At 70.7% G+C, this 24,274-nt stretch carries 17 protein-coding genes and 2 pseudogenes; 12 read left to right on the top strand and 7 right to left on the bottom strand.

Annotated elements, in window-relative coordinates; genetic code table 11:
- Positions 1-51 precede the first annotated feature (51 nt).
- Positions 52-459 carry a superoxide dismutase, Ni gene (sodN, locus tag M3Q35_RS28790; RefSeq protein WP_273935675.1) on the bottom strand — a complete coding sequence of 136 codons (408 nt, stop codon included), beginning with the start codon at positions 457-459 and terminating at the stop codon, positions 52-54.
- 108 nt (positions 460-567) lie between these two features.
- Between sodN and M3Q35_RS28785 the strand changes: the two genes are divergently transcribed.
- The gene (locus M3Q35_RS28785; protein WP_273935673.1) at positions 568-858 is read left to right on the top strand and encodes a S26 family signal peptidase; all 291 of its coding nucleotides are present in this window, start codon (positions 568-570) and stop codon (positions 856-858) included.
- On the opposite strand, the gene M3Q35_RS28780 is transcribed toward M3Q35_RS28785, so the two are convergent.
- Positions 851-1,447, bottom strand: coding sequence for a dTDP-4-dehydrorhamnose 3,5-epimerase family protein (locus M3Q35_RS28780; protein ID WP_273935671.1), 597 nt, complete (start codon positions 1,445-1,447; stop codon positions 851-853). The genes M3Q35_RS28785 and M3Q35_RS28780 overlap by 8 nt on opposite strands.
- Before the next feature lie 337 nt (positions 1,448-1,784).
- Here M3Q35_RS28780 and M3Q35_RS28775 point away from each other — a divergent pair, with 337 nt between their 5' ends.
- Together M3Q35_RS28775 and M3Q35_RS28770 are read left to right on the top strand one after the other, a co-directional pair.
- Entirely contained in the window at positions 1,785-2,933 is a 1,149-nt protein-coding gene (locus M3Q35_RS28775) for an NAD(P)-dependent malic enzyme (protein WP_379794231.1), read from the top strand.
- A gap of 221 nt (positions 2,934-3,154) precedes the next feature.
- Positions 3,155-6,346 carry a sensor domain-containing protein gene (locus M3Q35_RS28770; protein WP_273935668.1) on the top strand — a complete coding sequence of 1,064 codons (3,192 nt, stop codon included), beginning with the start codon at positions 3,155-3,157 and terminating at the stop codon, positions 6,344-6,346.
- Positions 6,347-6,386: 40 nt separating this feature from the next.
- On the opposite strand, the gene M3Q35_RS28765 is transcribed toward M3Q35_RS28770, so the two are convergent.
- Complete coding sequence (locus M3Q35_RS28765) at positions 6,387-7,754, bottom strand: bis-aminopropyl spermidine synthase family protein (RefSeq protein WP_273944498.1); 1,368 nt, start codon at positions 7,752-7,754, stop codon at positions 6,387-6,389.
- Between the two features lie 182 nt (positions 7,755-7,936).
- Between M3Q35_RS28765 and M3Q35_RS28760 the strand changes: the two genes are divergently transcribed.
- The 4 genes from M3Q35_RS28760 to M3Q35_RS28745 are packed head-to-tail and all read left to right on the top strand — an operon-like array spanning position 7,937 to position 11,300.
- Complete coding sequence (locus M3Q35_RS28760; RefSeq protein WP_273935667.1) at positions 7,937-9,061, top strand: ATP-binding cassette domain-containing protein; 1,125 nt, start codon at positions 7,937-7,939, stop codon at positions 9,059-9,061.
- Positions 9,058-9,696, top strand: coding sequence for an ABC transporter permease (locus M3Q35_RS28755; protein ID WP_273935666.1), 639 nt, complete (start codon positions 9,058-9,060; stop codon positions 9,694-9,696). Before M3Q35_RS28760 ends, M3Q35_RS28755 begins: the two co-directional genes overlap by 4 nt.
- 3 nt (positions 9,697-9,699) lie before the next feature.
- Positions 9,700-10,380 (top strand): ABC transporter permease, encoded by a 681-nt coding sequence (locus tag M3Q35_RS28750; protein WP_273935664.1) that lies wholly within the window; start codon positions 9,700-9,702, stop codon positions 10,378-10,380.
- On the top strand, positions 10,377-11,300 hold the full coding sequence (locus tag M3Q35_RS28745; RefSeq protein WP_273935663.1) for an ABC transporter substrate-binding protein: 924 nt from the start codon (positions 10,377-10,379) through the stop codon (positions 11,298-11,300). Before M3Q35_RS28750 ends, M3Q35_RS28745 begins: the two co-directional genes overlap by 4 nt.
- A 99-nt stretch (positions 11,301-11,399) precedes the next feature.
- Here M3Q35_RS28745 and M3Q35_RS28740 read toward each other — a convergent pair whose 3' ends face one another.
- Positions 11,400-12,182 carry an IclR family transcriptional regulator gene (locus M3Q35_RS28740; RefSeq protein ID WP_273935662.1) on the bottom strand — a complete coding sequence of 261 codons (783 nt, stop codon included), beginning with the start codon at positions 12,180-12,182 and terminating at the stop codon, positions 11,400-11,402.
- An 87-nt stretch (positions 12,183-12,269) separates the two neighbouring features.
- On the opposite strand from M3Q35_RS28740, the gene hutH reads away from it, so the two are divergent.
- The 5 genes and pseudogenes from hutH (at position 12,270) to hutI (ending at position 19,070) form a co-directional block, all read left to right on the top strand.
- Positions 12,270-13,805 (top strand): histidine ammonia-lyase, encoded by a 1,536-nt coding sequence (gene hutH, locus M3Q35_RS28735; RefSeq protein WP_273935661.1) that lies wholly within the window; start codon positions 12,270-12,272, stop codon positions 13,803-13,805.
- A pseudogene (gene hutU / locus M3Q35_RS28730) lies at positions 13,805-15,450 on the top strand (urocanate hydratase). Before hutH ends, hutU begins: the two are co-directional and overlap by 1 nt.
- A pseudogene (locus M3Q35_RS28725) lies at positions 15,450-16,633 on the top strand (allantoate amidohydrolase). The pseudogenes hutU and M3Q35_RS28725 overlap by 1 nt, the downstream one beginning before the upstream one ends.
- Positions 16,630-17,937 (top strand): formimidoylglutamate deiminase, encoded by a 1,308-nt coding sequence (locus M3Q35_RS28720; protein WP_273935660.1) that lies wholly within the window; start codon positions 16,630-16,632, stop codon positions 17,935-17,937. The pseudogene M3Q35_RS28725 and the gene M3Q35_RS28720 overlap by 4 nt, the downstream one beginning before the upstream one ends.
- Positions 17,925-19,070, top strand: coding sequence for an imidazolonepropionase (gene hutI / locus M3Q35_RS28715; RefSeq protein WP_273935659.1), 1,146 nt, complete (start codon positions 17,925-17,927; stop codon positions 19,068-19,070). Before M3Q35_RS28720 ends, hutI begins: the two co-directional genes overlap by 13 nt.
- Here the strand turns inward: hutI and surE are convergent.
- From surE to M3Q35_RS28700, 3 genes are all read right to left on the bottom strand, one after another.
- On the bottom strand, positions 19,030-19,785 hold the full coding sequence (gene surE / locus M3Q35_RS28710; protein WP_273935658.1) for a 5'/3'-nucleotidase SurE: 756 nt from the start codon (positions 19,783-19,785) through the stop codon (positions 19,030-19,032). The two genes, hutI and surE, sit on opposite strands and share 41 nt — an antisense overlap.
- Positions 19,786-19,892: 107 nt before the next feature.
- Complete coding sequence (locus M3Q35_RS28705; RefSeq protein ID WP_273935657.1) at positions 19,893-20,075, bottom strand: DUF6104 family protein; 183 nt, start codon at positions 20,073-20,075, stop codon at positions 19,893-19,895.
- Between the two features lie 65 nt (positions 20,076-20,140).
- Positions 20,141-23,833, bottom strand: coding sequence for a multifunctional oxoglutarate decarboxylase/oxoglutarate dehydrogenase thiamine pyrophosphate-binding subunit/dihydrolipoyllysine-residue succinyltransferase subunit (locus tag M3Q35_RS28700; protein ID WP_273935656.1), 3,693 nt, complete (start codon positions 23,831-23,833; stop codon positions 20,141-20,143).
- Positions 23,834-24,274: the final 441 nt, after the last annotated feature.

The following is a 24,274-nucleotide window of genomic DNA, read 5'->3' as shown; positions in this document are numbered from 1 at the left end:
GACCGGCGGAACGCGTCTCCGCTGGTCGGCGCCGTCAGAAGGCGATGGAGCTCAGGCCGCCTTGGTCTCCCAGAAGATCTTGTCGATCTCGGCGATCAGGTCGAGCAGCTCCTGGCCCTTGGCCGGGTCCATGGAGCCCTTGGCGCCGGAAGCGCCGGCCGCCTTGGTGGCCTTGTTGAACAGGGTGTGCAGCTCGGGGTACTTCTCGAAGTGCGGGGCCTTGAAGTAGTCGGTCCACAGCACCCACAGGTGGTGCTTGACCAGCTCGGCGCGCTGCTCCTTGATCTGGATGGCGCGGGCGCGGAACTCGGGGTCCTCGTTGCCCTGGTACTTCTCCTGGATCGCCTTGACCGACTCGGCCTCGATGCGGGCCTGGGCCGGGTCGTAGACGCCGCACGGAAGGTCGCAGTGCGCCGTCGCCTCGAGGCGCGGGCCGAGGATGCGCGACAGCAGTCGCATGGGTCCTCCCTGACAGTGAATGCTCCGACGTGCGGAACCCTACTCCGGACGGCCGGAGCGGGCAGGCGGAGGTGATCGTTGGCACCGGAAGGAATAGATCGTTGGCCAGTGCGGCGGCTGCGGGTGCGCGGACCGTCGATGGCGCCGACGCTCAAGGACGGGGACGTGCTGCTGGTGAGCTTGCGCCGGCAACCCGAGCCCGGCGCGATCGTGCTGGTGAAGTGGCGTGAGCGGCCGGAACAGCTGTCGGTGAAGCGCGCGGTGGAACCGAGGGACGATCAGTGGTTCGTGGTGGGCGACAACCAGTTCGGTTCGACGGATTCGAGGGACCTCGGACCGGCGGACGTGCTGGGCGTGGCCACGTGGCGACTGTGGCCACGCCCGAAAAGGCTCAGCTGAGCTTTGCCCGATAAGCCAGGCAGTCGGCGTACACCGGCAGCAGCCCGGCGGCCTGCGCCTCGGCCAGGGTGGGGGCGTCGCGGTCCTTGTCGGACAGGATCGGCTCGATGTCCGACGGCCACGGCAGCCCCAGCGCCGGGTCCACCGGCGAGATGCCGCGCTCGGCGCCGGGGTTGTAGCCCTCGCTACAGATGTAGGCGATGGCGGTGTCGTCCTCCAGCGCGACGAACGCGTGGCCCAGGCCCTCGGAGATGTACACCGAGTTGAGCTTCTCGGCGTCCAGCCGCACCGAGGTCCACTGCCCGAAGGTGGGCGAGCCGACCCGCACGTCGATGATCACGTCCAGCAGCGCGCCGGCCGGGCAGTAGACGTACTTGGCCTGGCTGGGCGGCACGTCGGCGAAGTGCACGCCGCGGATGACGCCGCGGCGGGACACGCTGTGGTTGGTCTGGGCCAGCCGCAGCGAATGGCCGACCGCGGTGACGAACGCCTCACCCTGAAAGGGTGCGGCGAACCGACCCCGGTTGTCGGGAAAGGCCGGTGGAGTGAATTCCCAGGAACCTTCGATGTCGAGCTCGCGAACCTGCACGGCGGGCCAGGCTAGCCGCTTGACCGATCGTGAACCGAACTGCCTGCGGAAACTGACCGGTCGGTGCAAGCAATTCGTACGGTCGTCTTGCTACACCGCCTCTGAGCTGGGCAAAGAATGTGATCCCCGCCGCAGACAGACCGGTGATCGGCTGTCACACTGTGCCAACCCCAGCGTCGTCCGACCACAGTTTCGACACCCGGAACGCGATGTTCGGACCGACCCGCACGACGCGCAGTGACCGACGCGACAGCGTCGATCGCCCCCACGCGCGCCCGCCACGCCGCCGTGTCTGATGAGGGACGCCGTGACCGCTGTGAACGAATCCGCCACCGAACTGACCGACACCGAGATATTCGCCGCCCATGAGGGAGGCAAGCTGGGGACCGCCGTGACGGCCCCGCTGGCCGACCCCAAGGCGCTCTCGATCGCCTACACCCCCGGCGTGGCCCGTGTGAGCCGCGCCATCGCCGAGGACCACGCGCTGGCCGCGAAGTACACCTGGGCGCACCGCCTGGTCGCGGTGGTCAGCGACGGGACCGCGGTACTGGGCCTCGGTGACATCGGTCCGAGCGCGTCGCTGCCCGTGATGGAGGGCAAGTCCGCGCTGTTCAAGAAGTTCGGCGGGCTCGACTCCATCCCGCTGGTGCTGAGCACCACCAACGTCGACGAGATCGTCGAGACCCTGGTCCGCCTGCGCCCCTCGTTCGGCGCGGTGAACCTGGAGGACATCTCTGCCCCGCGCTGCTTCGAGCTGGAGGCCAAGCTGATCGAGGCGCTGGACTGCCCGGTCATGCATGACGACCAGCACGGCACCGCGATCGTGGTGCTGGCCGCGCTGCGCGGCGCCACCACGGCGCTCGGCCGCAAGCCGTCGGACCTGCGCGTGGTCGTGGCCGGCGCCGGCGCGTCCGGTGTGGCCTGCGCGAACATCCTGCTGGCCGGCGGCGTCGGCGAGGTGACGGTGCTGGACTCGCGAGGCATCGTGCACGTCGACCGGGCCGACCTGAACCCGGTCAAGCGCGAGCTGGCCGGCCGTACCAACGGCTCGGGCCTGCGCGGCGGCGTCGCCGAGGCGCTCAAGGGCGCGGACGTGTTCCTCGGACTGTCCGGTTCGACGGTGCCGGAGGAGCTGATCGCGACCATGGCCCCGGAGGCCATCGTGTTCGCGCTGTCCAACCCGGACCCGGAGATCCACCCGGCGGTCGCCGCGCGCCACGCCGCGGTGGTGGCCACCGGCCGCAGCGACTTCCCCAACCAGATCAACAACGTGCTGGCGTTCCCGGGCGTGTTCCGCGGCGCGCTGGACGCGGGGGCCCGGCGGATCACCGAGAACATGAAGCTGGCCGCGGCCGAGGCGATCTTCCAGGTCGCCACGGACGAGCTGTCGGTCAACCACATCGTGCCCAGCGCGCTCGACCCGCGGGTGTCCGTCGAGGTCGCACGGGCCGTCGCGGCGGCCGCTGCGGCGGATGGAGTAGCGTAGGCGCCGACGCGGACCCGCTCGGCCGGCCGATCCGCTTTTTCATACGTCGCCAGGATATTGGCGGGGACGGCTGTGAGTTCGGCGGTGGACGCGATACCGTCGCTGGCGTCAGGTGCTCCCCGGGGGTGCGTCGCGACCGACGCACCCCCGGCGCACTGTGATGCAGTCGCCGGCTTGGCCCACCCATGCCGCCCCGGTGGCCGACGCGGAAGGGCGGAGCCGTGGCTGAGCGCAGCGGGCAGGCGGGGAGCGCACCTGTCACGCTCGGTGGTGCCCGGCTGCCGAACGTCCGGCGCGGCCCGGTCGAGCTGGGCGGCGTGACGCTGTCCGAGCCGCCGACCCTGCGGGTGGACCCGAAGGGCGTGGTCATGCACGCCAACGCGGCCGCGGCGGCGATGATCGGCGCGACCGATCCGGACCGGCTCGGCGGCACCGCCCTGCGCGACCTGTTCGCCGGCCAGGAGCCCGATCTTCGGCTGCGTCGCCTGGACGGCAGCGAGCTGCCCGTCCGTGTGGTGCAGACGCCCATCCCCAACACGGGGTTGCATTCCATCGTTCTGGTCGACGTCTCCGACCTCGCCTCGGCCGCGGCCGAGCTGCGCGAGGAGCGCCGCCGCCTGACCGACGTGCAGCACGTCGCCGGCATCGCGTCCTGGGAGTTCGACCCGGCCACCAACAAGACGGTGTGGTCGGACAGCCACTACGAGATCCTCGGCATCGAGCGCGGCTCGGTGGAGCCGGGCGCGCAGGCCGTGCTGGACATCGTGCATCCCGACGACGTCGAGATGGTCCGCGAGTACTGGAGCAACCACCAGTTCTCCGGCGAGCCGATCGACATCGAGTACCGGATCGTGCGGCCGGACGGCGACGTGCGCTGGCTGCGCGGCGAGGCCAAGTCCACGGTCGGCGCGGACGGCCGGATCGGCCTGGTCACCGGCTACATCAGGGACATCACCGAACGGAACCGCACCAACGACGAACTGGCCCACGAGCGGGCCCGGCTGGTCGAGGCCCAGCGGATGGCCCGCATCGGCAGCTGGACGCTGGACGTGAACACCGGCTCCACCTATCGCAGCGAGGTGCTGCGGGAGATGTACGAGCTGGTCGGCGGCTCGTCGTCGGACGAGACCTTCATGCCCGGCGTGCACCCCGACGACCAGCAGCTGATCACCGAGATGCGGGACAAGCTGCTGACCGCGCAGACCGACGAGCCGCTCGAGGTCGAGATCCGCGACGTCAACGAGCGGGTGTACATCTGCCGGGCTCGGGCCCAGCTGTCCTCGACCGGCAAGGTCGAGCAGCTGCTCGGCACCATCCAGGACGTCACCGAGCAGCGGGCCCTTGAGCGGGACCTGCGCGACGAGCGCCGCCGGCTGTCCGACGCGCAGCGCGTGGCCAGCCTCGGCACCTGGGAGTGGAACACCGGCACCGACGACTGCAACTGGTCGGGCATGATGCGCGAGCTGCTCGGCGTGGACGAGCAGGAACGCGCCACCTACCAGCGTTATATGAGCCTGGTGCACCCGGACGACCGCGGCTGGGTCGACGAGCTGTGGCAGCAGCTGGCGATCAACCGCGAGCCGGTGGAGTGCGAGCACCGCATCGTCCGGCCGGACGGGCTGGTCCGGGTGCTGCGCTGCCACGGCGCTTCGGTGCAGGGCACCGGCCCGGTGCTGGTCGGCACCGCGCAGGACGTCACCGCGCAGCGCACGGCCGAGGCGCGGATGAAGCTGTCCAGCCAGCGGTTCACCGATCTGGTCGCCGTGACGCCGGTCGGCATCGGCCTGTTCGATGAGGCCGAGCGGCTGGTCGACGCCAACGACGCGCTGTGCGACCTGCTCGGCATCGACCTGGAGCAGCTGCGCGGCATGACCGCGAGCAGTCTCACGCACCCGGACGAGCCGGTGGGCTGGCTGTCCGCCGCGGCTCGGTTGACGGCCGAGCGTGAGGGCGGATTCAAGGTGCCGCAACGCATCCTGCTCCGCCCGGACGGCGAGCTGGTCTACTGCGAGCTGCACATCGCGATCTCCGTGCAGGACGACGGCCGCCGGTTCTGGCTGGTGGTGTTCCAGGACATCACCGAGCGCCGCCGCGTCGCGGAAGCCTTGCGGCACCAGGCCAATCACGACGAGCTGACCGGACTGCCCAACCGCGCCGCGGTGAAGGAGACGCTGACCCGGCTGCTGGCCGGCGAGCTCGCCGAGAAGATCGCGGTGCTGTTCTGCGACATCGACAACTTCAAGCGGGTCAACGACTCCCTCGGCCACGACGCCGGCGACGAGCTGCTGGTGGCGCTGGCCCGGCGGCTGGAGGGCGGGCTGCCCAACGGCTGCACGGCGGCCCGGATGTCCGGCGACGAGTACGTGATCATCTGCGAGGACATCGATGCGGCCGGCGGTGTTGAGGCGCTGGGCACGCGGGTGGCCAGCCTGCTGCGGGCGGCGGTTCCGGTGCACGGGCAGCTGGTCCGGGTGTCGGCGTCGATCGGCGCGGCCATCCCCAACGGCTCCCGCTCCAACGGCGCCGACCTGCTGCGGTTCGCCGACGCGGCGATGTTCGAGGCCAAGCGGCGGGGTGCCGGGCGGGTCTCGCTGGCCTCGGCGGCGTTGATCGCGTCGGCCGACCGGCAGGTGCACCTGGAGGGTCAGCTGCGCGAGGCGCTGGCCAAGGACGGCCTGACGCTGCACTTCCAGCCGGTGGTCGGCGTGGACGGCACCGTGCAGACGGCCGAGGCGCTGGTCCGCTGGCCGCACCCGGACCGTGGTTTGCTTGCGCCCGACGCCTTCCTGCCGGTGGCCGAGCAGGGCGACATGATGCGTGAGCTGGACCGCTGGGTGCTCCGGACGGCGCTGCGCGAAGCGTCGACCTGGCCGGTGCCGAACGGCAAGCCCGTCGCCGTCGCTGTAAACCTTTCCGGACTTGTTCCAGGCGACCCGGACTTCGTCGACGCGGTGTCCAACGCCGTGGCCGAGTCGGGCATCGCGTGGGACCGGGTGGTGCTGGAGCTGGTCGAGACGGCGCTGGTCGACCTGCCCTGCAAGACCATGCAGCAGATGGACATCCTGGTGGAGAAGGGCGTCCGGTTCGCGGTCGACGACTTCGGCACCGGCTACTCCTCGCTGGCCCGGCTCAAGGACCTGCCGGCGCAGATCATCAAGGTGGACCGGCGGTTCGTGTCCGGTGTCGGCAACGACCCGTCCGACTTCGCGGTGGCCCGCGCCGTGGTGGACATGGCCCGGGCGATGGGCCGCAGCTGCGTCGCCGAGGGCGTGGAGACCGCGACGCAGTTCCATGTGCTGCACGGAGTCGGTGTCGACGCCTACCAGGGCTGGCTGTTCTCCCGCCCGGTGCCGCCACGCGAGTTCCGGGCCGTGCTGGCGCTCGGCCCGCTACACGTTCCCCGCGCCGGCTGACCCCCGCGAGTCCCGCTCAGCGGCACACCGAAATACGCGCTCAGGCAGAACTGACGAGCGCCTCGATTCGGTGTCGCGGCAGGTCGATCAGCCGCAGGTCGGTCTCGCCGGGGATCTTCGCCGCCACGAGCTCCTTGGCCTCACGCTTGGTCAACGTGCCGCCGGACTCGGCGATCATGGCTTCCCGCAGCATGTTGCCGAGCTTGCCGTGCACACGGTCCAGCAGCCCGGTCCCGCTGCGCGTGGCCACCACGACGGCGTGCTTGCCGTCGGGAGTGCTGCGGTGGAAGCGAAGCCGGTACTTCGATGAGACCACAGTGGACAGTGACTTCTGTCCGCGCTCGTCACGGAGGTCGGGATGGTTGTTGGGCACCAACACCGAGAGCTTCTCCGCGTTGCACGCCAACAGAATCCGCAGCAGCCACGGGCCGGGATCGGCCGAGGCGTCGACAGTGAGCGAACGTCCGGTGATCGGTTGAGTCCAATCGGGTTGCTGCACAACGGAATCCCCGGTGAATGCCAGCAGTGCCGACTTGTCCACAGTGGACGCGGCTTCGATGGACTGTGGCCCGTGGGTGTAGATGCCGGTGCGCTGCGCGGCTTTGCGGCCGCGTGAAGTCGCCTGGCACACGTACAGGTCGGCGGCGCTGCCGATGGCCTGTGCGCCGTCGAAGCGGTGGAAGCCCGGCAGGATCGCCTCGAACGCCAACCCGATGCCAAGCAGCTCCTGCTGCACCTTCTGGCCCAGCGCGGGCGTCCGGTCGCTGAAACCGTAGGCCAGCAACAGCCGTCCGGACGCGGTGTCGCGCAGCGCCTCGATACCGCGGCCGGCGAACAGCGCCATGCCCTCGGGCGTGTAAGGCGGGTCGCTGAAGACCAGATCTGACGATTCGATGACGGCCGGCGGCAGCCCGAAGCGCAGATCCGTGTGCAGGCACCGGATGTTGAGCCCGCGCTCGCGTGCGCGGGTGTCGATGTGGGCCAGCACGCGGTCGTCCAGATCGACCACGAGCACCGCCACGTCCGGGTTGACCGCGGCCACCGCGAGCGAGGTGAGGTCGTGGTCGCCGAGGCAGAGCAGGGTACGTCCGGACAGTTCATACTGCTCGTTCAGCCATTTCGCCCGCCGCGCCACGGTGTCCGGCGTGGCCTGCACGTGGTCGAGGGCGGCCAGTGGCGCCGGCACTGAGTCCACATCGGATCGGATCACGGCGAGATCCGGCTCGCGGCGCGGCGGAACCGTGAAAGCCTCGGTGTACGAGGTTCTGGCCGACGGCTGGATCTCGTACGTGTCACGGTTGCGCACCAGGTCACCGTCCAGCGCGGACAGCAACTCCTCGACCCCACGCCGTGGCATGGCCGACTCCCGCACCAGCTCGGCCAGCGAATGCGGCCCCGCGCACAGCATGCCGATCACGCGCCGTGCCGGCTCGGTGCGCGCTCCGTGGCCGGAAATAACGGCTCGGGCCTGGTCCAGGGGGGTCACAATCGGGTAAGCCTACTGCTTCGCACATGCTGGAACGGAATGCCGCCGTCAGGTGTTGCGGCTACTGTCTCCCGCATTACCGCAACGACCGGAGGGACCTCGGGGTGATCGAGTTCCAGGCCGTGACCAAGCGGTTCGATGATGGCACCGTCGCCGTCGACGAACTGAACCTGACCGTGGATCCCGGCCGGATCACGGTGTTCGTCGGACCATCGGGCTGCGGGAAGACGACCTCCCTGCGCATGATCAACCGGATGATCGACGCCACCTCGGGCGCCATCCTGGTCGACGGCAAAGACGTGCGCCAGTCGGACCCGCCGCTGCTGCGGCGAGGTATCGGCTACGTGATCCAGCAGGCCGGACTGTTCCCGCACCGGACCGTGCTGGACAACATCGCGACCGTGCCGGTGCTGGCCGGCTGGAGCCGGGCCAAGGCCCGCAAGCGGGCCGAGGAGCTGCTGGAGACCGTGGGTCTGCCGGCCGCCATGGCCGGCCGCTACCCGGCCCAGCTGTCCGGCGGCCAGCAGCAGCGCGTCGGCGTGGCCAGGGCGCTGGCGGCGGACCCGCCGGTGCTGCTGATGGACGAGCCGTTCAGCGCGGTCGACCCGGTGGTCCGCGAGGATCTGCAGAACGAGTTGCTGCGGTTGCAGGGCGAGCTGGACAAGACCATCGTGTTCGTCACGCACGACATCGACGAGGCGATCAAGCTGGGCGACAAGGTGGCGGTGTTCCGCACCGGGGGCATCTTGGCCCAGTACGACAAGCCCTCGGAGCTGCTGGCCCGCCCGGCCGACTACTTCGTGGCCAACTTCGTCGGTCGCGACCGCGGTTACCGGGCGCTGGGCTTCCTCACCGCGTCCGGCCTGGCCATCGGAGACATCGCCAGCGTGCGGCTCGGCGACACCGCGGGCGATGCGCGGCGCAAGCTGGTCAACGGCTGGGTCGTCGTGCTTGACGAGCGCAAGCACCCGGCCGGCTGGCTGTCGGCCGACCGTCTGTCCGGTGTGGACGACCAGACGGTGATCGACACGGACCTGGTGATCGCCGGCGGCTCGCTGTACGACACCGAGCACGGCTCGCTGCGCAGCGCGCTTGACGCGGCGCTGAGCTCCCCGGCCGCACTGGGCCTGGCCATCAACGGCGACAACGAGCTGGTCGGGTCGCTGACCGCCGAGGACGTGCTGGCGGCGCTGGCCGCCGCGCGCACCGCCGGCGAGGTCCCGCAATGACGTGGGTGTTCGACCACCTGGGGTTGCTCGGCGACCTCACGGTGACGCACGTCTACCTGTCGGTGCTGCCGGTCGTGCTCGGGCTGATCATCGCCATCCCGCTGGGCTGGGCGGCCAGCCGCTGGCGGCCGGCGCGGGCCGTCCTGCTGACGGTCAGCGGTCTGCTCTACACGATCCCGTCGCTGGCCCTGATCGTCATCCTGCCCGCGCTGATCAGCACCAAGACGCTCGACCCGCTCAACGTGATCATCACGCTGACCGTCTACACCATCGCCCTGCTGGTCCGGTCCATCGCCGACGCGCTGTCGTCGGTGCCGCCGACCATCGTCGCGGCGGCCACGGCCATCGGCTACCGCCCGTTCAAGCGCTTCCTCGGTGTCGAGTTCCCGCTGGCCATCCCGGTCGTGGTGGCCGGGCTGCGGGTCGCCATGGTGTCCAACATCAGCCTGGTCAGCGTGGGCGCGCTGATCGGCATCGCCGGCTACGGCCAGCTGTTCACCAACGGCTTCCAGCTCCAGTTCGTCACCGAGATCGTCACCGGCATCGTGGCCACGCTGCTGCTGGCCCTGGTCGCGGACCTGGTGCTGCAGCTGATCGGGCGGCTCGTGACGCCGTGGACCAGGGTGGGGAGGTAGGCCGTGAACCTGTTGACGAGCTGGTTGTTCGACCCCACCAACTGGAGCGGCCCGACCGGCGTGCCGGCCAGGCTGCTCGAACACCTCTGGTACACCGCGCTGGCCCTGGCCATCGCCATCGTGATCGGCTTCCCGCTCGGCGCGCTGGTCGGGCACACCAAGCGCGGCGGCTTCGTGCTGGTCGGCGCGGCCAACGTGCTGCGGGCGCTGCCCACCGTCGGCGTGTTGACGCTGGTCGTGCTGCTGGCCGGCATCGGCCTGGTGCCGCCGATCGCCGCGCTCACCCTGCTGGCCATCCCGCCGATCATGGCCGGCGCGTACGCCGGCATCGGCGCGGTCGAGCCGGTGGTGGTGGACGCGGCTCGGGGCGTGGGCATGCGGGAACGCGAGGTCCTGTTCCAGGTGGAGATCCCCAACGCGATGCCGCTGATCTTCGGCGGCGTGCGCAGCGCCGCGCTGCAGGTGGTGGCCACCGCGACCATCGCCGCCTACGTCGGGCTCGGCGGCCTCGGCCGGTACGTGTTCGACGGGCTGGCGCTGCACGACTATCCCCAGATGGCGGGCGGCGCGATCCTGGTCGCCGTGCTCGCGGTGCTGGTCGAGCTGGTGCTCACCGGCGTGCAACGGCTGGTTGTCTCACCCGGGTTGCGCCCGGTGAGGACGAGTGGAGGAATCCAGAGATGAAGCGAACCGTAGCCGGCCTGGTCACCGTCCTGGTGGCGGCGCTGGGCCTGACCGCCTGTGGTGGCGGCGGCGGTGGCGACCCGCTGGCCAACAACAACACCGGCAGCCAGTCCCCGTCCGACACCATCACCGTCGGGTCGGCCAACTTCGCCGAGAGCCAGCTGCTGGCCGAGATCTACGCGGCCGCGCTGACCAAGGCGGGGGTGAAGGTCACCAAGAAGCTGAACATCGGCAGCCGGGAGACCTACCTGCCGGCGCTCAAGGACGGCTCCATCGACCTGATCCCGGAGTACAGCGGCGTGCTGCTCCAGTACTTCAAGAAGGACGCCACCGCGACCAGCGCCGACGACGTGTACGCGGCGCTGCAGAAGGCCGTGCCGGACGGCCTGTCGGTGCTGGACAAGTCGGCGGCCGAGGACAAGGACGCCATCGTCGTCACCAAGGAGACGGCGCAGAAGTACAACGCGAAGTCGCTGGCCGACCTGGCCCCGCACTGCGGCGAGCTGGTCGTCGGCTCGGCGCCGGAGTTCCAGAAGCGCCCTGACGGCCTGCCCGGCCTGCAGAAGAACTACAACTGCACGTTCAAGAGCTTCACCTCGCTCGACGCCGACGGCCCGCTGACCGTGGCCGCGCTGTCCCAGGGCTCCATCCAGGCCGCGGACATGTTCACCACCGACAGCACCATCGAGAAGAACGGCTGGGTCGTGCTGGAGGACCCGAAGTTCAACTTCGCCGCGCAGAACGTGCTGCCGCTGATCAACACCAAGAAGGCCAGCGACGCGGTCAAGAAGGCGCTCAACGCCGTCTCGGCCAAGCTCGACACCAAGACGCTGACCGACATCAACACCAAGCTCGCCGCGCCGGACAAGCCGGACGCCTCCAAGGTGGCCAGCGACTGGCTGGCCAGCGTCGGCCTCTGACCCGCCCCTAGAACCCCCGCGAGTCCCGCCCACAGTCACACCGAGATGCTGAAACGGATTCAGCATTTCGGTGTGACGCTAAGCGGGACTCGCGGGGGTTTATTTGTGGCCGCCGATGCGCAGCGTCAGTTCCTCGGCGGTTCTGCGCACTTCGGCGGCGATCTCCGGCCAGTCGGCGCCGCACGCGTTCACGTCCTCGCAGACGTGCCGGAACGTGGTGCTGATGGCGGCGATGGGGCGGCCGCCGTGGTCGAAGACCGGGGCGGCGACGGAAGCGAAGTCGGCGGTGACGAAGCCGTCCTCGACGAACCAGCCGCGTTGCCGTTCGAACGACAGCAGCCGGCGTAGGGACGGCAGGTCGCGCGGCCCACGGCCGGTGCGGTCGACGAAGCTGCCGACTCCCGGAAACAGGGCCCTGACCTGGGCCGGCAGCAGGAACGCCAGCATGGCCCGGCCGGACGCCGGCAGGTGGGCCGGCAGCCGCACGCCGACGTCGGAGACCAGGGTGTTGGGCTGCCGGGGCTGCTCCCGGAGCAGGTAGAGCGCCTCGGCCCCGTGCAGGACGCCGAGGTGGGCCGTGGCGCCGGCCCGGTCGACGAGCCGGCGCAGGAGCGGGCGAGCCAGTCGCTCGAGTGGATCGTGGCGCAGGTACGCCGAGCCAAGTTCGAAAGCCGCGACGCCGAGCCCGTACCGGCGCTCCTCCGGCAGGTGCGTCACGAAGCCGGCATCGGCCAGCTCGGCCAGCAGGTGGTACGCCGTCGACCGAGGCAGTTCGAGCTCACGGGCGATGGTGGCGGCGGACATCGGGCCCGGCCGGGTGGACAGCAGGCGCAGCACGGCCAGTCCACGGCGCAGCGCCGGCACGTCACTGCTGCTACCCATGGGTAGACCTCCCGTTGTCTGGCATTCCAGACACTGTCACCCGCTCCCCACTCGTGCAAGCGGTCGCCACCAGCTGTGATGGTGCACATGGCACACCCGGAGGCAGTGCAGCTCGGCGCGAAGCCGCTGCGGCGTGACGAGGTCGTCGCGGTCGCCCGCGACGGCGTGGCGGTCGAGCTGGAACCGGCCGCGGTCGAGGCCGTCACCACGGCCCGGGCGCACATCGAGGAGCTGGCCAACGCGACGACGCCCACCTACGGCGTCTCGACCGGCTTCGGGGCGCTCGCCGTCCGGCACATCCCGCCGGACCGGCGCGCGCAGCTGCAACGCTCGCTGATCCGCTCGCACGCCGCCGGTGCGGGCCCGGAGGTCGAGCGCGAGGTGATCCGTGCGCTGGCCCTGCTGCGGCTGCGCACGCTGGCCACCGGCCACACCGGCGTCCGCCCGTCCACTGTGGACGCGATGGCGCGGATGCTCAACGCCGGCATCACGCCGATCGTGCACGAGTACGGCTCCCTGGGCTGCTCCGGCGACCTGGCCCCGCTGTCCTCGGTTGCCCTGGCGCTGATCGGCGAGGGCCAGGTCCGCGACGCCGACGGCACGCTGCGCGACGCCGCCGATGCGCTGGCCGAGGCCGGCATCGAGCCGGTGGCGCTGGCCGAGAAGGAGGGCCTGGCCATGATCAACGGCACCGACGGCATGCTCGGCATGCTGGTGCTGGCGATCACCGACCTGGCCAAGCTGCTGGACATCGCCGACCTCACCGCGGCGATGAGCGTGGAGGCCCTGCTGGGCACCGACCGGGTGTTCGCCGCCGATCTCCAGGCACTGCGTCCGCACCCGGGACAGGCCCGGTCGGCGGCTCGCATGAGCCAAATTCTGGCCGGCTCGGAAATCATGGAAAGCCACCGCGGTCCGGACTGCACCCGCGTCCAGGACGCGTACTCGCTGCGCTGCTCCCCGCAGGTGCACGGCGCGGCCCGCGACACCCTGGCCCACGCCGAGCTCGTCGCCGACCGTGAGCTGGACTCGGCGATCGACAACCCGGCCGTGCTGGCCGACGGCCGCGTGGAGTCCAACGGCAACTTCCACGGCGCGCCCGTGGCCTACGTGCTGGACTTCCTCGCCATCCCGGTGGCCGACGTGGCCAGCATGGCTGAGCGCCGCACCGACCGGATGCTGGACGTGGCCCGATCGCACGGTCTGCCGCCGTTCCTGGCTGACGACCCGGGCGTCGACTCCGGCCACATGATCGCGCACTACACGCAGGCCGCGGTGGTGTCCGAGCTCAAGCGCCTGGCCGTGCCGGCCAGCGTCGACTCGATCCCGTCCAGCGCCATGCAGGAGGACCACGTCTCGATGGGCTGGTCGGCGGCGCGCAAGCTGCGCAAGGCCGTCGACGGCCTGACCACCGTGCTGTCCATCGAACTGCTCACCGCGGCCCGCGCGCTCGACCTGCGCGCCCCGCTCAAGCCGGCGCCGGCCACCGCGGCCGTCGTCGCGCTGCTCCGGGAGCACGTCGCCGGCCCCGGACCCGACCGCCACCTGGCCCCGGAGATCGCGGCCACCGAAGCGCTCGTCCGCAGTGGACTGATCGCGCGCACCGTCGAGGAGAACCTCTGATGACCGAGATCCGGGCCGCCCGTGGCACCCAGCTCACCGCGCGCAGCTGGCAGACCGAGGCCCCGCTGCGCATGCTGCACAACAACCTGGACCCGGAGGTCGCCGAGCGCCCCGAGGACCTGGTGGTCTACGGCGGCACCGGCAAGGCCGCCCGCGACTGGCCGAGCTTCCACGCCATCTCCCGTGAGCTGACCACGCTGTCCGACGACGAGACGCTGCTGGTGCAGTCCGGCCGCCCGGTCGGTGTGCTGCGTACCCACGAGTGGGCGCCGCGGGTGCTGATCGCCAACTCGAACCTGGTGCCGGACTGGGCCAACTGGCCCGAGTTCCGCCGACTCGAGGCCGCCGGCCTGACCATGTACGGCCAGATGACCGCCGGCTCGTGGATCTACATCGGCACCCAGGGCATCCTCCAGGGCACCTACGAGACCTTCGCCGCGGTGGCCGAGAAGCGCTTCGGCGGCACGCTCGCCGGCACCCTGACCGTCACCGCCGGCCTCGGCGGCATGGGCGGCGCGCAGCCGCTGGCCGTCACCATGAACGACGGTGTGGCGCTGTGCATCGACGTCGACCCGGTGCGCGCGCAGCGCCGCGTCGAGCACCGCTACCTGGACGAGATCGCCACCGACCTGGACGACGCCATCCGCCGTTGCGAGACCGCCAAGCGCGAGCGCAAGGCGCTGTCGGTCGGCCTGGTCGGCAACGCCGCCGTGGTGCTGCCGGAGCTGCTTCGCCGCGGCGTCGAGGTCGACATCGTCACCGACCAGACCTCGGCCCACGACCCGCTGTCGTACCTGCCGGTCGGCGTGGACCTGAGCGACTGGCACGACTACGCGGCCCGCAAGCCCGAGGAGTTCACCGACCGCGCGCGGGCCTCGATGGCCGCGCATGTGGAGGCCATGGTCGGCTTCCAGGACGGCGGCGCCGAGGTCTTCGACTACGGCAACTCGCTGCGCGGCGAAGCGCAGCTCGGCGGCTACGACCGGGCCTTCTCCTTCCCCGGTTTCGTGCCGGCCTACATCCGGCCGCTGTTCTGCGAGGGCAAGGGCCCGTTCCGCTGGGCGGCGCTGTCCGGCGACCCGGCCGACATCGCGGCCACCGACAAGGCCATCCTCGAGCTGTTCCCGGACAACGAGCCGCTCAAGCGCTGGATCAAGATGGCCGGCGAACGCGTTGCCTTCAAGGACTTCCGGCCCGCATCTGCTGGCTGGGCTACGGCGAGCGGCACCTGGCCGGCCTGCGCTTCAACGAGATGGTGGCCAGCGGCGAGCTGTCCGCGCCGGTGGTCATCGGCCGCGACCACCTCGACTGCGGCTCGGTCGCCTCCCCGTACCGGGAGACCGAGGGCATGGCCGACGGCTCGGACGCGATCGCTGACTGGCCGCTGCTCAACGCCCTGGTCAACACCGCCTCCGGCGCCACGTGGGTGTCCATCCACCACGGCGGCGGCGTCGGCATCGGCCGCTCCATCCACGCCGGCCAGGTCACCGTGGCCGACGGCACCGCGCTGGCCGGGCAGAAGATCGAGCGGGTGCTGACCAACGACCCGGGCATGGGCGTGCTGCGGCACGTCGACGCCGGCTACGAGCTGGCCGACCAGGTAGCGCGGGACAAGGGCGTCAAGATCCCGATGAAGGCCAACTGATGACGGCTACCGGCCTGCTGGCCGCGATCGCCGACGTCGGCGCGGACCGGGTCCGTGGCGGGTATTCCCGCCACGGGTTCGACCGGGTCGAGCTGGAGCTGCGCGAGTGGTTCGTCGCCGAGGCGGCCAAGCGCGGGCTGTCGGTGGAGACCGACCGCAACGGCAACATCTGGGCGTGGTGGGGAAATCCCGGCCCGGACGCCGTGATCACCGGCAGCCACCTGGACTCCGTGCCCGGTGGCGGCGCGTTCGACGGGCCGCTGGGTGTGGTGTCCTCGCTGGCGGCGGTCGATGTGTTGCGGGCCAAGGGGTTCACGCCCCGCAAGCCGTTGGCCGTGGTGGTGTTCGTCGAGGAGGAAGGCGGCCGGTTCGGCGTGCCCTGCCTCGGCTCGCGGCTGATCACCGGTGCGATCGACCCCGACCAGGCCCGGTCGCTGCGTGACCCGGACGGCATCTCCTTGGCCGACGCCATCACGGCCGCCGGTGCCGACCCGTCAACCCTGGGGCCGGACGAGGAAGCGTTGGCGCGCATCGGTTGTTTCGTCGAGCTGCACGTGGAACAGGGCCGTGGGCTCACCGTTCCGGTCGGTGTGGCGTCATCGATCCTGGCCCACGGCCGCTGGCGGTTCACCTTCACCGGCGAGGAAACCATGCTGGGGCAACGCGGATGTCGGACCGGCGGGACCCGATGGTGCCGGCGGCGTCGCTGGTGTTGGCCGCACGCAAGGCGGCCGTCGGCGACGCGCGGGCGACCGTGGGCCGGATCGTGCCGGTTCCCGGTGGTACCAACGTGATCGCGTCCGAGGTCAACGTGTGGCTGGACGCGCGCGCCGGTGACGACGCCACCACGAAGTCGGTGGTCGCGGAGATCCAGGCCATGGCCCGGCAGGCGGCGGCCGAGGAGGGCTGCGGGATTCGCGTCACGCAGGAGTCCTACGGCGACACCGTGGTGTTCGACCCGGTGCTGCGCGATGATCTGTCCACTGTGCTCGGTGGCGTGCCGGCCCTGCCGACCGGGGCCGGGCACGACGCCGGCATCCTGGCCAGCCGCGTGCCGACGGCGATGTTGTTCGTACGCAACCCGACCGGCGTCAGCCATGCGCCGCAGGAGTACGCCGAGCCGGACGACTGCGAGGCCGGGGTGGCCGCGCTGGCCGCGACACTGGAGCACCTGGCCTCGTGACGTACTGGTGTGAAAAGGCTTGGCTGCCCGAGGGTGTGGTCGCCGGCGTGCTGGTGCGCGTCGGCGACGACGGCCGGATCGCCGAAGTGTCCACTTCGGACCAGCCGCCGCTCGGTGCGTACCGGTTGAACGGCATTGTGTTGCCGGGCTTCGCCAACGCGCACTCGCACGCCTTCCACCGTGCGCTGCGCGGTCGTACCCACGCCGACGGCGGCACCTTCTGGACGTGGCGGCAGGCGATGTACCAGCTGGCCGCGCGGCTCACACCGGACAGCTACCTCAAGCTGGCCACCGCCGTTTTCGCGGAGATGGCCGTCGCCGGTATCTCCTGCGTCGGCGAGTTCCACTACCTGCACCACGGTCCCGGCGGCACTCCGTACGCCGACCCGAACGAGATGGGTCACGTGCTGCGGGAAGCTGCCGCTACGGCAGGAATCCGCATCACGCTGCTCGACACCTGTTACGTGGCCGGGGGTATCGGCACCGAGCTCGAAGGGACCCAGCTCCGCTTCAGCGACGGCGACGCGACCCGCTGGGCGGCAAGGGTTTCCGAGCTGAAGTCGGACGCCGTGATGCGCGTCGGCGCGGCGATCCACTCCGTGCGCGGCGTTCCCCGCGAGCAGCTGGCCGACGTGGCCGCGGTCGGCGGGCCGCTGCACGTCCACCTGTCCGAGCAGCCGGCCGAGAACGAGGCTTGCCTTGCCGCGTACGGCATGACGCCGACCGCCCTGCTGGCCGAGGCCGGCGTGCTGTCGCCGCGGACCACGGCCGTGCACGCCACCCATCTCACCGAGCACGACCGCGCGCTGCTCGGTGGGTCCACCACTACCGCGTGCTTCTGCCCGACCACGGAGGCCGACCTGGCCGACGGCATCGGGCCGGCCCGCGAGCTCGTCGACGCCGGCAGCCCGCTTTCCCTTGGCAGCGACCAACATGTCGTGATCGACCCGCTGGTGGAGACGCGGGCGCTGGAGCACGGCGAGCGGCTGCGCACCGGGCAGCGCGGCCGGTTCAGCCCCGACGAGCTGCTGGCCGCCGCGACCGCGGCCGGCCATGCCTGCCTCGGTTGGCCCGGCGCCGGGCGGATCGCCGTCGGCGCGCCGGCCGACCTGGTCGCGGTCGGCCTGGATTCGATACGAACGGCGGGTAGCCGACCGGAGCAGGTTCTGCTGACCGCGAATTCGTCCGATGTGGACGCGGTAATAGTCGATGGGCGGGTTGTGGCGACGGGGGGCCGTCATGCGACGCTAGGGGAGGTAGGACCTCTTCTCGCGGACGTGATGGGGGAACTGTGGCAGTCCTAGTCACCGGCATCGCCGAACTGACCACCAACGATGCCGAGCTGGGCAAGCTGCGCGACGCGGCGATGGTGGTGGACGGCGACCGGGTGGCCTGGGTCGGACCCTCGGCCGACGCGCCCGATGCCGACGAGCGCGTCGACGTGGACGGCCGCGCGGTGTTGCCGGGCTGGGTCGACAGCCACACCCACCTGGTCTTCGCCGGCGACCGGACCGCCGAGTTCGGGGCCCGCATGTCCGGCCAGCCCTACGCCGCCGGCGGCATCGCCGTCACTGTGGACGCCACCCGCGCGGCCACCGACGAGCAGCTCACCGCCGGCCTGCGCAAGCACGTCGAAGAGGCCGTTTCCCAAGGCACCACGTACATCGAGACCAAGACCGGCTACGGACTCACGGTGGCCGACGAGCTCCGCTCGGCCATCCTCGCCGGGGGCTACGCCGACGAGGTGACCTTCCTCGGCGCACATCTCGTGCCGCCGGGCACCAAGGCCGACGATTACGTGGACCTGGTGTGCGGTCCCATGCTCGAGGCCGTCGCGCCCCACGTGACCTGGGCCGATGTGTTCTGCGAGACCGGCGCCTTCGATGAGGACCAGTCGCGGGCCGTGCTCACCGCCGCCGGCAAGAAGGGCCTCGGGCTGCGCGTGCACGGCAACCAGCTCGGCCCCGGCCCCGGCGTGCGGCTGGCCGTGGAGATGGACGCCGCCAGCGTCGACCACTGCACGTACCTCACGCCGGCCGATGTCGCCGCGCTGGCCGACTCCGACACCGTCGCCACGCTGCTGCCGGCGTGCGACCTGTCCACCAGGCAGCCGCTGCCCGAGGTGCGGGCGCTGCTCGACGCCGGCGTCACGGTCGCGCTGGCGTCCAACTGCAATCCCGGCTCCTCGTACACGTCTTCCATGGCCTTCTGCGTGGCCACGGCCGTGCTCCAGATGCGCATGACCGTCGAGGAGGCCGTGCGCGCCGCCACGCTCGGCGGCGCGCAGGCCCTGCGCCGGGACGACATCGGCGTGCTGCGGCCCGGGTCGAGGGCCGACATTCACGTGCTGAACGCGCCGTCCACCACGCACCTGGCTTACCGGCCTGGTGTGCCGCTCACGTGGGCGGTGTGGCGCGCGGGCGTTCGACAGCGCTGACCGAGCGCAGCTCGGTCACCGTCGCGTAGCCCGCCTCCAGCAGCGCCGCGTCCGAGCCTGGCTCCACCTCGTCCTCCAGGATCACGGTGGCCAGCTCGATCCGGTCCTCGTACTGGTCCACGATCCGGCTCTGCACCCGGCCGTAGCGGGTGAGCGCGGCCCAGCGCAGCGGACCCGGGTCGGGGCGGTTGGGCACGTTCAGGTTGAGCACGCTGCCCGGCTCGATCAGACCCAGCACATCCTTCACGTACGGGTCGACGACGTCCCACAGCGGCGTGCCCGGCGGATCCCAGGGCACGTCCAGCGACACGGCCAGCGCCGTGACGCCGTTGACGTGGGCGGTCAGCGCCGCGCCGACCGTGCCCGAATGGATCAGCGCGCGGCCGATGTTCGCGCCGAAGTTGATGCCCGACAGCAGCAGGTCCGGCGGCTGGCCGCCGAAGGCCCCACGGCACGCCAGCAGCGCGATGAGCCCGGGATGCGCGTCGATCGCGTAGGCCGGCGTGTCCGGCAGGTCGTCGATGACCCGCCGCGACATCGTCACGCTGCGGTGCCCGCCCGACGCCGTCAGCCCGGCGCCGGTGCCGCTCGCTTCGACGCTGGGCGCCGCGATGATGGTGTCGTGGCCCAGCTCCACCGCGCAGCGGGCCAGCGCGATCAAGCCGGGGGAGTCGATGCCGTCGTCATTGGTGACCAGGACGCGGAGAGAGTTCACGCTCCAGTCCTACCCGACAACCACCCCCGCTTGAACGTCACATGCGGTCCGGATGTGCCTCTGGGAGGCAAGTACGACGCGCATGTGACATTCAAGCGGGGGTGGAGTCAGTCGTCGATGTCGTCGGAGTCGTCCCGGGCCAGGAAGGTGGCCAGCCGCTCGACGGCGTTCTCGAACTCGGGGTTGAGGTCGACGAAGGCCCGCAGCCGGTCGGCCACCCAGGCCAGGGTGACCTCCTCCTCGCCCCGGCGCTGCTCCAGCTCTTCGATGCCACGGTCGGTGAAGTACACAGCCAACTCCTCGAAAACGAACGATGGCCGGACCCCACGGGGCCCGGCCATCGCAAGTTACAGGCTTACTCGAACGCCTTGGTCACGACGGCCCGCTGCTCGACCTCGTGCACCTTGCTGAAGCCCGAGGCCGGGGCGGCCATCGGACGACGGGACACCCGGGTGAGCTTGCCCTGCACGCGCGGCAGCGACTCCGGGATCACCAGGCCCAGGTGCGGCCACGCACCCTGGTTGGCCGGCTCTTCCTGCACCCAGCGGATGTCCTTGACGTTGGGGTACCGGTCGAGCAGCTCGTTCAGCTTGCGCTCGGGCAGCGGGTAGAGCTGCTCGATACGGGCGACGGCCACGTTGGTCGCGCCCAGCTTCTCCTTCTCGGCGGCCAGCTCGTAGTAGATCTTGCCGGTGCACAGCAGCAGCCGGTCGACCTGCTCCGGCGCGGGCTGCGTCGGGTCGTCGATGACCGACTGGAACCGGCCGGTGGTGAAGTCCTCCACCGAGCTGGCGGCGGCCTTGAGCCGCAGCATGGACTTCGGCGTGAACACGACCATCGGCCGCTTCACCCCGTCCAGCGCGTGCCGGCGCAGCAGGTGGAAGTAGTTGGCCGGCGTCGACGGCACGGCGACGGTCATTGAGCCCTCGGCGCACAGCTGGAGGAACCGCTCGATACGGCCGGAGCTGTGGTCGGGGCCCTGGCCCTCGAGGCCGTGCGGCAGCAGCAGCACGACGTTGCCGCGCTGGCCCCACTTGGCCTCGCCCGAGGAGATGAACTCGTCGATGATCGACTGCGCGCCGTTGACGAAGTCGCCGAACTGCGCCTCCCACAGCACCAGCGCGTCCGGGTTGGCCACCGAGTAGCCGTACTCGAAGCCCACGGCGGCGAACTCGGACAGCGCCGAGTCGTAGACCATGAACTTGCCCTGGCCCTCGGCCAGGTTCTGCAGCGGCGTGTACTCGGCGCTGGTCTTGCGGTCGATGACCACCGAGTGCCGCTGGCCGAAGGTGCCGCGCTGGGAGTCCTGGCCGGACAGCCGGACCGTCTTGCCCTCCATCACCAGCGAGCCGAAGGCCAGCAGCTCGCCGAAGCCCCAGTCGATGCCGCCCTCGCGGGCCATCTGGGCCCGGCGCTCCAGCACCGGCTTGACCCGCGGGTGGGCGTTGAAGCCCTCCGGCAGCGAGATCTGGGCCTGGCCGATGTGGGCCACCGTCTCGGCGCTGACCGCGGTCGGCACCTTGGCCGGCACCTGCTGCTCGGACTCGACCGAGTTGGTCGGCTTGACCGGGTGCTTCTCCAGCTCGCGCACCTCGTTGAAGACGTGCTCGAGCTGGCTGGCGTAGTCCCGCAGCGCCTTCTCGGCCTCGTCGACGGAGATGTCGCCGCGGCCGATCAGCGACTCGGTGTAGGTCTTCCGCACCGAGCGCTTGGTGTCGATGATGTCGTACATCGCCGGCTGGGTCATCGAGGGGTCGTCGCCCTCGTTGTGGCCGCGGCGGCGGTAGCAGATCATGTCGATGACGACGTCCTTGTGGAACGTCTCGCGGTAGTCGACGGCCAGCTTGGCCACCCAGTAGCAGGCCTCGGGGTCGTCGCCGTTCACGTGGAAGACCGGCGCGCCGATCATCTTGGCCACGTCGGTGCAGTACTTGGACGAGCGCGAGTGCTCCGGGTTGGTGGTGAAGCCGACCTGGTTGTTCACCACCACGTGCACGGTGCCGCCGGTGCGGTAGCCGCGCAGCAGCGCCAGGTTCAGCGTCTCGGCCACCACGCCCTGGCCGGCGAACGCGGCGTCGCCGTGCATCGCCACCGGCAGCACGGTGTAGCCCTCGCCGCCCTTGTCCAGCAGGTCCTGCTTGGCCCGGACGACGCCCTCCAGCACCGGGTCGACGGCCTCGAGGTGGGACGGGTTGGAGGCCAGCGACACCTTGGTCTCGCCGTCGCCGAACATCCGGAAGTACTTGCCCTCGGCGCCGAGGTGGTACTTGACGTCGCCGGAGCCGTGGGCCTGGCCCGGGTCGAGGTTGCCCTCGAACTCGCGGAAGATCTGCGAGATCGGCTTGCCCACGATGTTGGCCAGCACGTTGAGCCGGCCGCGGTGCGGCATGCCGATGACGACCTCGTCCAGCTCGTGCTCGGCCGCCTTGTCCAGCACCGCGTCCAGCAGCGGGATCAGCGTCTCGCCGCCCTCGAGCGAGAACCGCCGCTGACCGACGTACTTGGTCTGTAGGAAGGTCTCGAAGGCCTCGGCCGCGTTCAGCTTGGACAGGATGTACTTCTGCACGGTGGCCGGCGGCTTGTCGTGCACGACCTCGACCCGCTCCTGGAGCCAGCGGCGCTCGGCCGGCTCCAGGATGTGCGTGTACTCGACGCCGACGGTGCGGCAGTAGGAGTTGCGCAGCACCCCGAGGATGTCGCGCAGCTTCATCTTCTCCTGGCCGGCGAAGCCACCGACGGCGAACTCGCGGTCCAGGTCCCACAGGGTCAGGCCGTGCGAGAGGACGTCGAGGTCCTCGTGCCGGCGCTGCCGGTAGTTCAGCGGGTCGGTGTCGGCCATCAGGTGGCCGCGCGAGCGGAACGCGTCGATCAGCTCGATCACCCGGGCGGTCTTGTCGACCGAGCCCTCCGGCAGGTCCTCGACCCAGCGGATCGGCTCGTAGGGCAGCCGCAGCGAGGTGAAGATGTCGTCGTAGAAGCCGTTCTCGCCCAGCAGCAGCTGGTGGATGCGGCGCAGGAACTCGCCCGACTCGGCGCCCTGGATGATGCGGTGGTCGTAGGTCGAGGTCAGCGTCATGATCTTGCTGACGCCCATCTCGACCAGCGCCCGCTCGCTGGTGCCCTGGAAGTGCGCCGGGTACTCCATCGCGCCGACGCCGAGGATCGCGCCCTGGCCGGTGGTCAGCCGCGGCACCGAGTGGTTGGTGCCGATGGTGCCCGGGTTGGTCAGCTGGATCGTGCTGCCGGCGAAGTCGTCCGCGGCCAGGCCGCCGCTGCGGGCCTTGCGGATCAGGTCCTCGTAGGCCTGCCAGAACTGCGTGAACGTCATCGTCTCGCAGTTCTTGATGGCCGCCACGACCAGCGTGCGCTGGCCGTTCTTGCCGGGCAGGTCGATGGCCAGGCCCAGGTTCACGTGCTCCGGGGTGATGATCGAGGGCTTGCCGTCGACCACGCCGTAGGAGTTGTTCATGTTCGGGTACGAGTCGAGCGCCTTGACCAGCGCGTACCCGATGATGTGGGTGAAGGAGACCTTGCCGCCGCGGGTCCGCTTCAGGTGGTTGTTGATGACGATGCGGTTGTCGGCCAGCAGCTTCGCCGGGACCGCGCGCACGGAGGTCGCGGTCGGCACGGTGAGCGAGGCGTCCATGTTGCGGGCGATCGCCGCGGCCGCGCCGCGCAGCACCTTCACCTCGGAGCCGGCGGCCGGCTTCACGGGGGCGGCGGTGGCCGAGGCGGCCGGCGTCGGCTTGGTGCTCGGCAGCGTGGTCTGGGCCGGCGTCGACGTCGGGGCCGGGGCTGCCGGCGCGGCCGGCGGGGCGGTGACGCGGCCGTTGGCCGGGGGCGCGGTGGCCGTCGCCGTCGCGGTGGCGGCGGTGGTGCCGTTGACCGCGGTGGTGCCGGCGGCCGTGCGCTGCGTCGCCTTGTAGTCGGCGAAGAAGTCATGCCACGCCGGGTCGACGGATGACGGGTCGGCGAGGAACTGGTCGTACATCTCCTCGACCAGCCACTCGTTCGGGCCGAACTGCGACGCAGAGCTGGAGCTGGACACGGCTGGCGCTCGCCTCTATCTATCTCGCTATTTGTACTGACTCACTCCGCCAGCAAGGCTAGTACTCCACGCAGGTCGCTTCACACACAGCCGAGCGGGCACAACGTCAGGTGGATCACATGATCAATCCAGATCATCCCACCGGTGTGGCCGTCTGACCGGGGGTGTTGAGGATGGCTTAGGGTACTTGATCGTTCAAGTCATGCACTTGCACCGGGAACAATTGTGGCCGGAACCACGTTTGGTCTTGCCGCACCTGCGAGCACGTGCAGTTTCATGCCGCGCGTCCCGCGCGGGGCTCGGCCCCCGGGTAGCCGATGCCTCGCCCTTGCCGGATTTTGCCCGCCGCGTCGGCGAAGGGAGTGGGCGCGTCGGGTGGCGGCGGGCAAAATCCGCCAACCGGGCGAAGCATCGGCGGGGCCTCGCGCTCTCCCGGTCTGG

It is taken from the genome of Kutzneria chonburiensis (assembly GCF_028622115.1).
Taxonomy (GTDB): domain Bacteria; phylum Actinomycetota; class Actinomycetes; order Mycobacteriales; family Pseudonocardiaceae; genus Kutzneria; species Kutzneria chonburiensis.
The sequence above is the reverse complement of the archived record's forward strand: the minus strand, read 5'-3'. Positions and strand labels throughout refer to the sequence as shown.